This window comes from Arthrobacter sp. 05N428_2, from assembly GCF_056397065.1.
Map to the genome: position 1 here is coordinate 20,946 of NZ_JBFTMR010000023.1, position 14,288 is coordinate 35,233.

The window sequence follows — 14,288 nt, forward strand, 5'->3', positions numbered from 1 at the left end:
TCACGAATGCACCTGCTGTTCGTCCCGGTGCCAGATGGTCGAGGCGATCTCGTCCAGCGCGGACTGTTCGGCGCGCAGCTCGGCGGTGTTGACCTCGGCGTCGTGACGGGCCTGCAGCTTTTCCAGGCCGACGGAGCGGGTGCGGGCGGCGATGAACTCCTCGCGTGCGGCAGCTTCATCGAGCTCCGCGACGCGGGAGAGGCTCTGCAGGTCCGCCAGCATGCTGTGCGACGCCGACCGGGACGCGGCGACGGCGCGCAACGACGCCGAGCTGACGATGTCCTCGTCGTTGGCGCCCAGCTGGCGGCGGGCGGAGGCTTCGCGGGCGCGGACCGAGCTGGACCGGGAGCGGGCGCGGGCCAGCCCGGTGGCAGCCTGGTCCTGCTGGATCTGGCGGAGCCGCAACAGCCCTGCAAGCGAAAATTGCCGGCTCATGCTGCGGCTCCCAGGATTGAGGTGAGCTGGCCCAGTTGGCGCCAGGACTCGGGGTGGGGGGTGGATTCGTCCATTGGCTGCTGCAGGAACCCGCTGACGGATTCCTCGTGCGCCAGGGCGGCGTCCACCAGCGGGTTGGTCCCGGTCTGATAGGCGCCGACGTCGATCAGGTCCTGCGCTGCCTTGCGGGCCGCGAGGACCCGGCGCAACGCGGAGGCCGCCTCGAGGTGGGGCCGGGCATTGACCTTGGAGGCTACCCGCGAGATCGAACCGAGCACGTCCACTGAGGGGAAGTGCCCGGTCACGGCGAGTTTCCGGTCCAGCACAACGTGCCCGTCGAGGATAGACCGGGCGGCGTCGGCAATCGGTTCGTTGTGGTCGTCGCCGTCCACCAGCACGGTGTAGATGCCGGTCACGGAACCGGTTTCGGCGGTGCCGGCGCGCTCCAGCAGCCGTGCGAGGACCGAAAAGGTCGACGGCGGGTAGCCGCGGGTGGCGGGCGGTTCGCCGGCGGAGAGGCCGATCTCGCGCTGGGCCATGGCCACGCGGGTCAGCGAGTCCATCATGAGCACGACGTCCTGGCCCTGGTCCCGGAAGGACTCGGCGATGCGGGTGGCGGTAAACGCGGCACGCATGCGCATCAACGCCGGCTCGTCGGAGGTGGCGACGACGACGACGGAGCGGGCCAGCCCGGCCGGGCCGAGGTCGTCTTCGAGGAATTCCCTGACTTCACGGCCGCGCTCCCCCACGAGGGCAATGACGGATACCTCGGCGTCGGTGCCGCGGGCGATCATGGACAGCAGTGAGGACTTGCCGACGCCGGAGCCGGCAAAGAGGCCCATCCGCTGGCCCTTGCCCAGGGTGGTCATGGTGTCCAGCACCCGGACGCCGGTCTGCAGGGCCGTGTCGATCCGGGCGCGCTTCATGGCGTTGGGTGCCTCGTTGTCGATCGGCACGCGGGGGCCGCTGAGCAGCGGGCCCTTGCCGTCGATCGGGCGGCCGAGACCATCGAGGACGCGGCCGAAGAGTCCGGCGCCGGTCGGGACCAGCACGGTGCCGCCCTTGGCACGGACCGGGTCGCCGGCGGCGACGCCCGCAAGGCGTCCCAGCGGCATGCAGCGCACCGCGCCGTCCAGGGCCGCCACCACCTCGGCGTCGAGCCCGGGATTTTCGCCGACAGTGACGAGGTCACCGAGGGCGCAGTCCAGGCCGGACACTTCCAGGCCCAGGCCCATCACGGAAGTGACGGTGCCGACCCGCTGCGGCGCCGCGGCCGCAAGGGCTGCGAGGAAGTCCTCACTCTTGGGGCGCCACTGGTCGATCATGGCTGCCCACCAGAGAGGCCGCCCGCGCCGGTGGAAGCCCACTGCTGATCCCCCAGCAGGGCCGCTTTGGCCCGGGCCAGGGCACTGCCGAGGCTGGCATCGAGCCAGCCCTGCTGGTATTCCACTTTGGCGTCCCCGCGCTGCAGGGAAGGGTCGGCGAGCAGCGGCAGTCCGGCGGGCTGGTCTTGGCCTTCCTTGGCGAGCACCTCGATGTCGGCCGGGTGCAGCCGGATGGCCAGGACAGTGGCGGCGTCGTTGCCGGACAGGGCGCGGTCCAGGGCGGCGCGGGCAGTCCGGGTCCCCTCGGCGAGTTCGTAGCCGAGGATGGCCTCGGCGAGCTCCAGCGCGGTGCGGGCCAGGACCTCTTCGGCGTCCTGGAGGGCCTGGACGTTGCGGTGCGCGAAGTCCGTGCGGGCCACCGCGAGGGCGCGGACGGCGCGGTCCAGGTCCTGCTGTCCGGCGGCCAGGGCTGAGGCCTGCTCGGCCGCCATCCGGTCGCGCCAGCGCCGTTGTTCCTTGGCGGCGGCGCGGACCCCCGCGGCGTAGCCGGCGGCGTGGCCCTCGGTGTAGCCGGCCTGTTCGCTGGCCGGCCCGCTGGAGCGCAGCGAGGGGAAGGTGATGCGCACCGGGGCGCTGTCAGTAGACATAGTCTTCTTCGTCCCCGCGCTGGATCGTGATCGCGCCTTCGGCCTCGAGTTCGCGGATGGAGCGGACGACGGCGGCCCTGGCCTCCTCGATCTGCGAGGCGCGCAGCGGCCCGAGCGCTGCCATCTCGGATTCTAGGATTTCGAGGTTGCGTCCGGAGACGTTAGTGGTGATTGTTTCCAGGACCGGCTCCGAGGCGCCCTTCATGGCCACGGCGAGCACGGACGCGTCGAGGCCGCGGAGCACCAGCTGCACGTCGCGGCGTTCCAGCTTGACGATGTCGTCGAAGGTCACCATCTGGGCGCGGATTTCCACGGCGAGGTCCGGATCGAGCAGATCCAGGCCGTCCAGCACGGAACGTTCGGTGCCGGCGTCGGTTCGGTTGATGATTTCGAGCAACGGCTGGATGCCGCCCACCACCTTGGAGGCCTGCTGCGACACGGCCGCCCCGCCGCGCAGTTTCAGCGTGTCCGCCACGATGCCGATGGCTTCCGGCGCACCGGAGCCCATGGTGGCGATGCTCAGTGCGACGTCGGCCCGGAGCGAGCCAGGCAGCCCGGACATCACGGCCGAGGCCTTGCGCGGGCTCAGGTGGGCCAGCACCAGTGCGATGGTCTGCGGAAGTTCGCCGTCGATCAGCGCGAGGATCTGCACAGGTTCGATGTCTTCGAGGAATTCGAACGACTTGCCGGCCATGTTCACCGTCAGCCGGTTGATCAGGCCGGCGGCCTTCTCCGAGCCAAACGAGGCCTCAAGCAGGCCCTCGGCGAGTTCCCGGCCGCCGCGGGCCTGCCGCGGGCTGCTCAGGCCGGCCTCGTGGAAGTCCTTCATGATCTGCTCGGCAACCTCGGGGTCCACTTTGCGGAGCCGGACAATCTCGGCGGCGATATCCTCCGCCTCGGCGTCCGTGAACTGTGCCATCACCAGCGCAGCGTTAGGCGGGCTCATCTGCATCAGGACGACGGCGGCGCGCTGGGTGCCGGTAAGCGTCGAATCGGCGAGTTTCATACCGGCTGCCTGTCATCCATCAGGCCGCGAAGGTAATCGGCTGCCTTTTCCGGGTTGGCGGCGACCATATGGTCGATCTCCTGCATCCGGCGCTCGGCCTCGAGGACTTCCAGCGGCGGGGACGGCAACGGCTGTAGCGGCAGGGCCATGAGTGGGATGGCCGACGTCGCGGGGGCCGGGTCAATGGCTGTCACGGCGGGCGGCGGCGGCAGCAGGTCGAGGCGCTCGCCCAGGTCCACGGGTTCGCGCTTCTGCCGGCGTCGCAGGATGATAATCACGATCAGGGCCAGGATCAGCAGCCCCAGCAGGATGCTGCCGGCGGTGATCAGGGTGCCCAAGAAGGCCGACTGCCTTTCGGCATCGGCGTTGGCCTGCGCCTCGCCGAGTGCTTTTGCGGCGGCGTCGGAAGCTGAGGTGCTGAACGGCACCACCTCAACCGTCACGACGTCGCCTCGGGTAGCGTCGACGCCGGCTGCGGAGGTGACGAGGTTTTTGAGCGACGCGAGATTAAGGCCGCTAGCGGCGGCTTGGCTGACGGCGACGGAGATGGTCTGGCGTTTGACCGCACCCGCCGGGATGACGCGGTCCTCGGTGACCTTGTTGACGGCGTTGTTCTTGGTCCCGGTGGTGGAGTCGTAATTGCCGTTCCCGCTGGTACCACCGGGCACAGCGATGTTATCCGGGCCGAGGACGCCCGCGGCGCCTCCCCCGGTTCCCGTGTACTTCTCGGTTTTGGACGATTCGCTCAGCGGCAGGGCGCCAGGGGTGTTGGAGAACGTTTCACTCTTCTGCTGTGCGGATTCCCCGGTGACGTCGGCGGCAACCGCCACCGTGGAGTTGCCCGGACCCACGACGCGGTCCAGGACTGCCTTCACGGCGTCAGACGTCCGGTTCTGGTAGTCACTGGCCTGCTTGGAGGTGGAGCCCGTGGCGCCGCCCCCGACCGTGGAGAGCACGTTGCCCTGGGAGTCGACCACCGAGACGTTATCCGGCTTGAGGTTCTCGATCGCAGCCGAGGTCAGGTGGACGATGGCCTGGACCTTGTCACTGGAGAGGGTGGTACCCGCGGTGGTTTCGATGAAAACGGACGCGGTGGTGTCGGGCGTCTTCGACACAAAGACGGTCTTTTCCGGGATGGCGAGCCGGACGGCGGCGTTCTTCACCCCGTCCATTGCATTGATCGTGCTGGCCAGTTCACCTTCAAGCGCACGCTTGTAGGTGACTGACTGCTGGAACTCGGAGGACGTGACCCCCATCTTGTCCAGCAGGGAGTAGCCGGTGGCCGCCGCGGTCGGCAGGCCGGCGGAGGCGGCCTTGAGCCGCTCGTCGTAGACCTTTTCCTGTGGCACCAGGACGGTCGCCCCGCCGTCGCTGAGCTCATAAGGGACGTTGTCCTTTTTGAGCTGGTCCACCACAGCGCTCGCGTCGGCACTCTTGAGGCCGGAGAAGAGTGGCGTCATGGAGGGCTTGGAGAGCCAGGCGGAGAGCGCCACGATGCCGACCACCAGGAGGGCAGCGCCGATGACCGCCAAGGTTTTCTGCCCCGTGGTGAAGGACTTGAGGCCGCCGCCCAGACGCTGGAAGAAGCCGGTAATCTGCGGAGGCATCAGGCCTGCATCCTCATGATTTCGTTGAAGGCGTCAACACCCTTGTTGCGCATGGAGGCGACGAGTTCCAAGGTCACTTGCGCCCGGGTGGCGGCGATGGTGGCGTCCTGGATGTCGTTGAGGTTGCCGGTGACGGCGGAGACGGCAAGCTGGTTCGACGTCGACTGCAGCTGCTGGAGGTTGTCGACGGCTCCGGTGAGGGACGCCGCGAAGCCGGAACCATCAGTGCCAGAGACGGCCGAGGCACCGCCGACGTAGTCCGTGGGCATAACGCCCTGGACCGGGGCGATCGGGGAAACAGGCATCAGGATCTTCCAATCTCAAGGGCAGCCATGTAGGTCTCACGGGCGCGGTCGACAACCTGCGCGTTGGCCTGGTAGCCGCGCTGGGCGATGATCAGGGCGCCCATTTGTTCGGCCATGTCGATGTCCGGGTACTTCACGTTGCCATTGGCGTCCGCGAGCGGGTGGTCCGGCTGGTAGACGATCCGGCCGGCGCCGCTGCCGAGCGGGGTGCTCTTGACGTAGACGCCGCTCTCGCCCGCGCCCGCGGCGGCTTCGACGTACTTGGCCTGGAAAGCGTTGCCGGAGGTGGCGGAAACGTTGTTCATGTTCGCAAGGTTGTCCGAGACGGCGTCGAGCCACTTGCGGTGGACCGTCAGGGCGGAGCCGGCGATGCCGATTGCGTCAAAGGTCATCAGCTGGTCCTCATTGCCGAACGGACGCCGCTGAATTCGTAACCAATCGCGCGGGAGGCGAACTGGAAGCGAAGTACGGTGTCGATGTTGGAAAGCGTCTCGGTGTCCAGGTTCACGTTGTTGCCGTTGAGCTGGGTGGGTTCCAGGGAGGACGCCGTCGTGGCCTGCACACGGCCGTCGCCGGACTGCACCGACTGGGCCAGGGCGTCCTCGAAGCTGACGCGCTGGGCGTGGTAATTCGGCGTGTTGACGTTCGCGATGTTATTCGCGATCGCGCGCTGGCGCTGGGACAGCCCGCTGAGGGCGCTGGCCAGGGCGGCGGAAGTCACGGATTCGAGCACAGAGTCCTGCCTGGGAAAGGGTGGGGCTTGGCCGATCCGTGGCCGGGAAACGAGCGATCCGTGCTCTTACTGTGGTTATCGGCACAGCTCAGGGCCGCGTTAGGGAAATTTGAAACAACTTTTTCGGGAGGGTTTTGCCGAATGCCGGCAACCGGGACTGTCCCCGGAAATCAGCCCTGAACGTCGAGGTACACGGCCCGTGACGGGGAGCTCAGGCTCGGGACGGTGCTGAGGGCGTGCAACTGGCGGGAGACGTCCTGTTTGGCCGCCTCCAGGCGTTTGGCAACCCGGTCCTGCGCGGCGGAGAGGGCCATGGCCCGGCGGCGGGCCTCGGGAGGCAGGGGTCCGCTGAGCACCGGCGGGCTCCAGCGTTGCACGGGCAGCGCTGCCTCCGGCTGGTGCAGCGGCGCCGAGAGCGGCCCGAGCGGATCGTTAAGGGTTCTCTCCGCGGCAGTCACGGCCATTTCCAGGACATCCAGCACCAGAAGCCATGCGGCGGCTGCGGGATCATCGGTGTGCTCGTCGAGCTGGTCCTCCCCCCAGGACTCTTGTTCAGCCAAAGCCCAGGCTCCCGCTTCCCGCTCCGGAGGAGGCAGCCCAGGAACCCGCGGCGGCAAAGGACGACGGCGCGGCGGGGGCGGGCTGCGCGGCGGGGATCGCTGCCGCCGCCTCGTGCCATGCCTGGCGGAGCGGTTCCAGGAGGTCGATCGCCTCGCGGGTCAGTGCGGGGTTGCGCTGGATGTTGGCGTTGATCAGCGCCGTGGAGGCGTAGTTGTAGAGGCCCAGCAGGCCGTCGGCGCCGTCCCAGGCGTCGGTGTTGAGCGACGAGGAGAGCTCGGTGATGATCGCCTGTGCGTGGATGAGGTTCTCGGAGGCGAGGGACCAGTCGGCGGTCTGCTGCGCGGCTTCGGCCCGGCCCAGGTCGAGAAGGAGCCGGTCGTAGAGCATGGTCAGCAGCCGTGCGGGCGGGGCCGAGAGTACGGATTCGTTCAGGTACTGGTTCCGCTGTGCGGAGTTGCCGTAGCCGCCGTTTCCGTAGGAGGGGTTTCCCATGAAGGGGGTGGTCATTCTTACTTGCTCCCTGCGGAAAGGCCGGTCAATTGCGAGGTCAGCCATGCCGACTGCGACTGCATGGTGCTGAGGGTGACTTCAAGATTGGCGTAGGTCTGCTTCAAGGCTGCCTGGCGGTCGGAAAGCCGCTGGTCCCACGTTGAGATCTGGTCCGAGAGGTCCTTGGACCGCGCCTGCTGCCCGGTGATGTCCGTCGTCAGGGTTCCGTTGTATTTGTCGGACGCGAGGTTAGCGGCAGCGGCAACCCTGGTGGCCAGTTCCTGGAAGTCGGCCTTTGTCTTCACCGGATCTGCGGCCATCGCGGCGGTGAACTTCGTCGCGTCGAATTGGAAGGAACCGTCCTTTTGGATGCTGATGCCGAACTCCGAGGGCGACCGGCCGCTGCTGCCAACGGGCATGGACGCGGCGTTGACCAGGTTCTGGTTGACGTCCCGGACGGTGGCTTCGCCGGTGAAGATACCTCCGCTGACCTTGGGGCTACCGCTGGAGTCGGTGCTATTGACCACTGCGCTCTGCGTGGAGATCGAGGCGAAGATCCCGTTGAGGGTAGAGACGAGGTTGGACGCCACTGCGGAGATTCCGTTGGTATCCCGCGCCACACGGATCGTGACCGGGCTGGTGGACGCGGCTGTGACGTTGACCGTGACGCCGGGCAGCAAGTTGGTGAAGGTGTTGGTCGCTGACGTGATGTCCTGGGCGGCCGTTGTTCCCGCATAGAGCGTCACCTTCGCGTCGGAAGGGGGCGTGATCTGCGTCATGGTGGCGTTGGAGACAGAGAACCCTGCCGCCGTTCCGGTGGCGCCGGCGCTGAACTGCAGCCGGAACAGGGCGTTGCCGGAGGCGTCGACTTCGCCGGTGGCTATCTTGAGGACATTGACGCCGGCGGAGGAATTGTTCACCGCCGTGGCGACGTCGTCCAGGGACGTGGAGGCGGCAATGATGGTCGTTGGCGTGCCGGCGGCGCTGGTGATGGTGAAGGTGTTGACGGGCCAGGTGGCGACCTTGTCACTGACCGAGACCTGGGCCTGGGCGGTGGCGCCGACCACGACGTCGATGGATCCGGACGCGGCACCGGAGGCGGCGGTGGCGGTCACGGCCGTCGAGCTGCTGGTGGCGGAGAACAGCTCCAGGGAGTCCGGTTTACCGGCCGCCGTGGCGACGGTGGCCAGGGAGGCGACCTTGCTGTTCAGGCCCTGGAGGGCGGAAATCATTGATTGGACCGATGACGACTGGTTCTTCAGCAGGACCTGCGGGATTGCCTCGACCTGCATCAGCTGGCTGATGAGGGAGGTGGTATCCAGTCCACTGGCCAGGCCAGGAAGTGAGAGCCCCATGGATTGTCCTTCTGCCGTCGTCGATCAGTGCGTATGCGGTGACGGCGGCCGGAGAGTTTTTGCTCTCCGGCCGCCGTTAGGTGCCTGTCCTTATCCGGCCAAGCCGGAAGGAGTCAGTCGTTGCAGCTTAGCGCAGCAGCGAGAGGACGCCCTGGGTGGACTGGTTGGCCTGCGCGAGCATGGCCGTTCCTGCCTGGGACAGGATGTTGGAGCGGGTGTACTTCGACATCTCGTCAGCCATGTCGACGTCGCGGATCCGGGACTCGGAAGCCGTGAGGTTTTCCTTGGCGACACCGATGGTCTGCACTGCGGATTCCAGGCGGTTCTGGGAAGCACCCAGGGCCGCGCGGGCGGTGGAGACGTCCTTGATCTTCTGGTCCAGAACGGTGATGGCGTTCTTGGCGCCATCAGCGCTGGAGAAGTCGAGGTTTGAGGTGGCGGTACCCGTAACCTTGCTGCCCGTCAACTGATCGGTGGAGGGGAAGGTCGAATCAACCGTGCCACCATCTTTCGCCGAAACGATGATGCCCTTGGTGCTGCCATCCGCGTTCTTCGCGACCGTGGCGGTGAAGTTGCTGGCGAAGCTGGCGTTGGAATTCAGCTTGTCAACAAGATCCGCCGCGCTGGTCGGGACGCCGCCCGTGTCAACGGTCACGCTCGAGGTGGCCGTGCTGGTCGTGCCCTTGGTGGAGCTGAAGGTGTAGCTGCTGGCAGCGATCGTCGGCGCACCCGAGGTTTTATCGAAGGCCGCGAAGTCGAACTCCTGGCCGGCGGCCGGAGCGGACTGCAGGGAGGTTGCAATCTTGCTGACGTTGGCCGTGCTCAGGTCCACGGTGATCTGGCTGCTGGCGTCGCCGCCGGCACCGATCTGGAAGCTGAGCTTGCCGTCCTTGGCTGCGCCGGCCGTGCCGTTGAGCAGGTTGATGCCGTTGAAGTTGGTGCCGTCACCGATGCGGCCGAGCTCCGACACCAGGCCGTCAGCCTCGGTCTTGATGGCCGCGCGGGAGTCGGCGTTGTTGGAGTCGTTACCGGCCTGGACTGCCAGGTCGCGGAGACGCTGCAGGATGGCGTGGGTCTGGTTCAGGCCGCCTTCAGCGGTCTGGACCACGTTGATGCCGTCCTGGGCGTTGTTGGCTGCGACGCCCAGGCCGTTGACCTGCGAGCGCAGGCCCTCGGAGATGGCCAGACCGGCCGCGTCATCCGCGGCGCGGTTGATGCGCAGGCCGCTGGAGAGCTTCTCCAGCGACTTGTTCAGGTTGGTCTGGGTGCTGCTGAGATTGCGGTAGGCGTTTGCTGCCGCGATGTTGGTGTTGACAACCATTCCCATGATGTTTCCTCCATGATTTGGGACGATGTGCGATGGCCCATCCGTGGGCCTTCAAAGGTAGTTATCGCCCGGCGGCCGGTTGAGGTAAGCGAATTTACAAAAGAGTTTTCGGACGGCCCCTTTTCAACAGACAACGACGTCGGCCTCCCCGCATCGCTAACGAAGGCCGGACCCCTGCCGATAGTTCCAGCGAACCCGAAAACTGGCTCGCGTCGTCCGCACGACCCGAATGCTTGCCACGGGTAGCCCGTCAGCCCGCACACCATTGACTTATGAGGGAGCCGTCCAGCCCATGGCCATCCACGAACTTTCCGCCTTGCTCTGGCGGGAGCGTGAACTCTTGGACGTTCTGACCTTCAAACTTGAAGAGGAACAGCTGCTGCTCACGTCCGGTAACTCGCGGTGGCTTCCGCTCGGCACCAAGGAGGTCGAGCAGGTCCTGGGGCACCTCTCCCAGGCAAGCCTCGCCCGGACCATCGAGGCCGCCGTCGTCGCCGAATCCTGGGGCCTGCCCACGGACGCGACGCTGAGCGAGCTGGTGGCCGCGGCCCCCGAGGGAGCATGGGCCGAGGTGCTCAACGCCCACCTGGCGGCGCTGACCCGGCAGACGTCTCTGATCAAGGAGCTCCGGGACACCAACGAGCAGTTCCTGCGGTCCGCGGTCCGCTCCACCCAGGAATCAATCGCTGACCTGCAACCTTCCTCGGCCGCGGGTACCTATGACGCGCAGGGCAAGACCGGAGCGACCGCCGGTTCCCGAATTTTCGACCAGAGGTTCTAAGGAGCCAGCATGAGCACATTCAGTGCCCTAAACACGGCCTACCGTGGACTGACCGCGGCCCAGCAGGGCATGAACGTGGCCGGGCAGAACATCGCCAATGCCGCCACCGAGGGTTACACCCGCCAGCGCGTTCAGCAGTCCCCGCTCGCGGCGCCGGCGCAGGGCCTCTGGGGCACGGGCGCGCCGCAGGCCGGTCAGGGTGTCTCAGTTGATTCCATCGCCCGGCTGGGAAACAGCTTCCTCGACGGCGGCGTCCGTTCCGCGGGCGCCCAGGCGGGGTATGCCAGCGTGCGGTCCTCCGCCCTCCAGAACATCGAAGGCGTCCTCAACGAACCCGGAGACAATGGTGTTTCCGCCGCGCTGCAGGGGTTTTGGTCCGCTTGGCAAGGTGTTGCCAATCAGCCCGGCGAAGCCGCTCCGTCCGGCCTGGTGATCCAGGCCGCGAACACCCTGACCACCCGGATCGCCACGGCCTACCAGTCGTTGGACGGGCAGTGGACTGACGCCCGGGGCCAGGCAGCTGATGCGGTGAGTGCCGTCAATTCGGCGGCGTCCCAAGTGGCGGCCTACAACGCCACCATCCGCTCCACCCTTGCCGCCGGCGGGTCGGCCAATGAGCTCATCGACGCCCGGGCCAAGCTCACCGAAAGCATCGCAAAGTTGGCCGGCGGCACGGTGCGCGAGCAGGCCGACGGCACCGTGGACGTCCACATCGGCGGCAACGCCCTGGTCATGGGTTCCACCGTGAGGACCCTGGCCCTGACGGGCGCGCCGACCATGGCCGGCTCGGCCGCCACCCCGGTCCAGCTCGAGTGGGCGGATCGTCCCGGCGTCGCCGTGGGGCTCGACGGCGGGCAGCTGGCGGGTTCCCTGTCCGTCCTGGCCCCCGCGGCCGGCGGATCGGGCGGCGTAATAGCCGAGGCTGCCGCCTCCTACGACCGCCTGGCAACCCAGCTGGCCTCGGACGTCAATGCAGTCCACTCCGGCGGGTTGACGGCCGCGGGCACACCGGCCGGAGACTTCTTCTCGATCGATGCCAGCCGCCCGCCGGCGCTCGGGATCAGCTCCATCCAGGACCCGGCCATGATCGGCGCGGCCGCCGTCGGCTCCGGGGCGAAGGACGGCCACAACGCCGATGCCCTGGCCCAGATCGGCACCAAAACTACATCCCCGGACGCGACGTGGCAGTCGATTGTGACCGGAATTGGCCTGCAGTCCAGAAACGCCCAGCAGCACGAAACCCTCACCGCCGCCGTCGAGACCTCGGCGCAAACCAGCAGGTCGTCCTCCGCGTCGGTCAGTTTGGACGAGGAGAACGTCAGCCTGCTCACCAACCAGCATGCCTATCAGGCGGCAGCCCGGGTGATGACCGCCGTGGATGAGGCCCTGGACGTCCTGATCAACCACACCGGCTTGGTAGGAAGGTAGCCATGCTTAACCGAGTCACAAACCTCACCATGTCCGCGGCTGCGCAGCGCAATCTTCAGCTGCAGCAGTCCAAGCTCGCCGGGCTTCAGGACAAGGCGTCGTCGCTGGATAAGATCAGCCGCCCCTCGGATGACCCGTCGGCCACCGCGCAGGCGCTGCAGACCCGCACCCGCCAGGCGGCGGCGGCACAATACAGCCGGAACATCGACGACGGGAATGGCTGGCTGACTGTCGCCGACTCGGCGCTGGGGCAGGCAACCAACATCCTTAACCGGGTCCGTGACCTGACCCTGCAGGCCTCGAACGACTCCCTGGGCCAAAAGGAACGCGACGCCATCTCCACCGAACTCAAGGGCCTGAACGCGGACCTGCTGTCGGTGGCAAACACCCAGCACCTGGGCCGAAACATCTTCGCCGGAACCTCGGACAAGGACGGCGCCTTCACCCAGCCCATACCGCCGGACCCTGCGATCCCCGGCGATCCGGGCACGCCGCCGAGCTTCAACGGCACAGGCGGAGGCACCGTGGAACGTCGCGTCAGCGATAACCGGACCATCCGGGTGGACGCCGACGGCGCCAAGATCTTCGGGGATGGCAGCACATCCGTCTTCGCCCTGATCGGAAAGATCACCAGCGATCTCGATGCCGGGAACGCCTCCAACACCCATTTGACCGCGTTGGATCAAGGCATCAAGAATGTCATCAGCGGCCGCGCGGAGATCGGCACACGGCAGGCCGAACTCGAACGCGCGGGAACCGTCAACACAGATTTGGAGGCCAGCTTGGACGCCCAGAAGACGGGAATCGAGAAGGCAGATCTCGGCAGCGTGATCATGGACCTGAAGCTTCAGGAAACCAACTACCAGGTGGCCCTGGCCGCCACGGCGCGGGTCCTGCAGCCCACGCTGATGGACTTCCTGCGATGAACTCCGTCCTGAGCAGCACCCCCGTGACCTTCACCGCCCCCATGCCGGGCTTGGAAGCGGTCCACGACTTCGCCCTGCGGAACATCGACAGCGCTCCGGGCCTGTTCGCCCTCGAGGCTGAACAGCCCGTAGCAGTGCGTCTCTTTCTCGCGGACGCCTCGGTGTTCGTTCCGGGCTACACTCCCCGGCTTCCGGCCGCCGCTTTGGAAGCCCTGGAACTTGCCAAGGACGAGACGGCACAGGTGCTGGTGGTGGTCAACCACTCCCCCACCTCCACCACGGTGAATCTGATGGCGCCGATCGTGTTCAACCCGGCCAACCGCCGCTGCACCCAACTCGTGCTCGACGGCAAGGAATACCCGCTGCGGGCGGAACTCGGCGCGCTCTAGCTACTTCTTGGCGCTCCAGACGCTACGCAACTAGCAGTGGCGGGCTGGAGATGAATTCATACCACTCCGGGAACGGGTCAGGGGGTAATTCCAATTCGGGATCACGCCCCGGGTCCGGGGGCAGGCCCTCGACGCTGCCGTTGTCCGTGCTGATTAATCCGTTCGGCCAGTGGGGTGGTTCCCAGTCCTGGTGTTCGCTGGCGTAGTGCCGGCCGGCCGGTGAGGTCCAGCCCGGCGGGTGGTCCTTGCTCGCTCCGGTGGGTGTCCAGGCGGTGCTGTGTTTGAGGCCGTGGTGTTTGCGGCACGGCTGGCCGAGGTTGCTGATCCCGGTGGTGCCGCCGTCGGACCACGCCAGCAGGTGGTCCGCCTCGTTAACCAGGGATTGGTTGTTGCAGCCCGGGAACGGGCACCTGCCGTCCCGGAGCCTGAGCCACTGCCGCAGGGCCTTCGGGACCCGGTAGCTGGTCCGTCCGATCTCCAGCGGCGCCCCGTCCCGCGGGTCGGTCAGGACCCGGTAGAACGAAGCGGCGCCGTCCGCGACCAGGCGGCGGGCCATCGACGGCGGAATCGGACCATACCCGTCCAGCACGGCCGGTTCCTCCGTGGCTCCCAGGAGCGACAGCGCCGGGACGGTGACCAGGACCTGCGCCCGCGGCCACGGAACACCACCCGCCACGCCCCCACCCGCACCACCGGCCACGCCGGTCAGGCTGTCGGGCATTCCGTTCGTGAGGAGCCAGCCCGCGGCGACGTCCGCGCGGAGCTGGCTGAGGTTTCTGGCCTCGTCGGGGCCCTGCAGGGCGCGGGCGGCGGTTGTGGTCCGTGCCCAGATTCCCGCGGCCGTGGCCGCCGGGAGGTAGGCGGAGAGCCAGGCCATCCCGTCCCGGTCCGGGGCGTATTCGACCCGCCGGTCCTCGGCGCTCGTGGCATGGCGTTCCTCGATGCTGACCGGGTGGTGGCGTTCGCGCCAGGCA

The 14,288-nt window shown here is 67.4% G+C and carries 17 protein-coding genes; 4 read left to right on the top strand and 13 right to left on the bottom strand.

Annotation, left to right across the window (positions count from 1 at the left end; translation table 11 throughout):
* The 12 genes from AC1DGI_RS17045 to AC1DGI_RS17100 all read right to left on the bottom strand — a co-directional run bounded on the left by AC1DGI_RS17045 (position 1) and on the right by AC1DGI_RS17100 (position 9,790).
* Positions 1–435, bottom strand: coding sequence for a flagellar FliJ family protein (locus AC1DGI_RS17045; protein WP_476899677.1), 435 nt, complete (start codon positions 433–435; stop codon positions 1–3).
* Positions 432–1,760 carry a FliI/YscN family ATPase gene (locus tag AC1DGI_RS17050; RefSeq protein WP_476899678.1) on the bottom strand — a complete coding sequence of 443 codons (1,329 nt, stop codon included), beginning with the start codon at positions 1,758–1,760 and terminating at the stop codon, positions 432–434. The genes AC1DGI_RS17045 and AC1DGI_RS17050 overlap by 4 nt, the downstream gene beginning before the upstream one ends.
* Positions 1,757–2,407, bottom strand: coding sequence for a FliH/SctL family protein (locus AC1DGI_RS17055; RefSeq protein WP_476899679.1), 651 nt, complete (start codon positions 2,405–2,407; stop codon positions 1,757–1,759). The genes AC1DGI_RS17050 and AC1DGI_RS17055 overlap by 4 nt, the downstream gene beginning before the upstream one ends.
* Positions 2,397–3,413, bottom strand: a complete 1,017-nt coding sequence (fliG, locus tag AC1DGI_RS17060) for a flagellar motor switch protein FliG (RefSeq protein WP_441402909.1) — start codon at positions 3,411–3,413, stop codon at positions 2,397–2,399. Before fliG ends, AC1DGI_RS17055 begins: the two co-directional genes overlap by 11 nt.
* On the bottom strand, positions 3,410–5,020 hold the full coding sequence (fliF, locus tag AC1DGI_RS17065) for a flagellar basal-body MS-ring/collar protein FliF (RefSeq protein WP_476899680.1): 1,611 nt from the start codon (positions 5,018–5,020) through the stop codon (positions 3,410–3,412). The genes fliG and fliF overlap by 4 nt, the downstream gene beginning before the upstream one ends.
* A complete protein-coding gene (gene fliE, locus AC1DGI_RS17070) occupies positions 5,020–5,325 on the bottom strand; it encodes a flagellar hook-basal body complex protein FliE (protein WP_441402687.1) in 306 nt (101 codons plus the stop codon). The genes fliF and fliE overlap by 1 nt, the downstream gene beginning before the upstream one ends.
* Complete coding sequence (locus tag AC1DGI_RS17075; RefSeq protein ID WP_476899681.1) at positions 5,325–5,717, bottom strand: flagellar basal body rod protein FlgC; 393 nt, start codon at positions 5,715–5,717, stop codon at positions 5,325–5,327. The genes fliE and AC1DGI_RS17075 overlap by 1 nt, the downstream gene beginning before the upstream one ends.
* Positions 5,717–6,058, bottom strand: a complete 342-nt coding sequence (flgB, locus tag AC1DGI_RS17080) for a flagellar basal body rod protein FlgB (protein WP_476899682.1) — start codon at positions 6,056–6,058, stop codon at positions 5,717–5,719. The genes AC1DGI_RS17075 and flgB overlap by 1 nt, the downstream gene beginning before the upstream one ends.
* A 170-nt stretch (positions 6,059–6,228) precedes the next feature.
* Positions 6,229–6,618 carry a hypothetical protein gene (locus tag AC1DGI_RS17085; RefSeq protein WP_476899683.1) on the bottom strand — a complete coding sequence of 130 codons (390 nt, stop codon included), beginning with the start codon at positions 6,616–6,618 and terminating at the stop codon, positions 6,229–6,231.
* Entirely contained in the window at positions 6,611–7,126 is a 516-nt protein-coding gene (gene fliS, locus AC1DGI_RS17090; protein WP_476899684.1) for a flagellar export chaperone FliS, read from the bottom strand. Before fliS ends, AC1DGI_RS17085 begins: the two co-directional genes overlap by 8 nt.
* Before the next feature lie 2 nt (positions 7,127–7,128).
* A complete protein-coding gene (gene fliD, locus AC1DGI_RS17095) occupies positions 7,129–8,463 on the bottom strand; it encodes a flagellar filament capping protein FliD (protein WP_476899685.1) in 1,335 nt (444 codons plus the stop codon).
* A 127-nt stretch (positions 8,464–8,590) separates the two neighbouring features.
* Positions 8,591–9,790 (bottom strand): flagellin N-terminal helical domain-containing protein, encoded by a 1,200-nt coding sequence (locus AC1DGI_RS17100; protein ID WP_476899686.1) that lies wholly within the window; start codon positions 9,788–9,790, stop codon positions 8,591–8,593.
* Positions 9,791–10,082: 292 nt separating this feature from the next.
* On the opposite strand from AC1DGI_RS17100, the gene AC1DGI_RS17105 reads away from it, so the two are divergent.
* From AC1DGI_RS17105 to AC1DGI_RS17120, 4 genes are read left to right on the top strand one after another with little or no spacing between them, the layout of a single operon-like run.
* Positions 10,083–10,571, top strand: coding sequence for a flagellar protein FlgN (locus tag AC1DGI_RS17105; RefSeq protein ID WP_476899687.1), 489 nt, complete (start codon positions 10,083–10,085; stop codon positions 10,569–10,571).
* 9 nt (positions 10,572–10,580) lie between these two features.
* A complete protein-coding gene (flgK, locus tag AC1DGI_RS17110; protein ID WP_476899688.1) occupies positions 10,581–11,999 on the top strand; it encodes a flagellar hook-associated protein FlgK in 1,419 nt (472 codons plus the stop codon).
* Between the two features lie 2 nt (positions 12,000–12,001).
* Positions 12,002–12,925 (top strand): flagellar hook-associated protein FlgL, encoded by a 924-nt coding sequence (gene flgL, locus AC1DGI_RS17115; protein WP_476899689.1) that lies wholly within the window; start codon positions 12,002–12,004, stop codon positions 12,923–12,925.
* On the top strand, positions 12,922–13,314 hold the full coding sequence (locus AC1DGI_RS17120) for a flagellar assembly protein FliW (protein ID WP_476899690.1): 393 nt from the start codon (positions 12,922–12,924) through the stop codon (positions 13,312–13,314). The genes flgL and AC1DGI_RS17120 overlap by 4 nt, the downstream gene beginning before the upstream one ends.
* A gap of 22 nt (positions 13,315–13,336) precedes the next feature.
* On the opposite strand, the gene AC1DGI_RS17125 is transcribed toward AC1DGI_RS17120, so the two are convergent.
* On the bottom strand, positions 13,337–14,288 hold a 952-nt coding region (locus AC1DGI_RS17125; protein ID WP_476899691.1), incomplete at its 5' end, for an HNH endonuclease signature motif containing protein.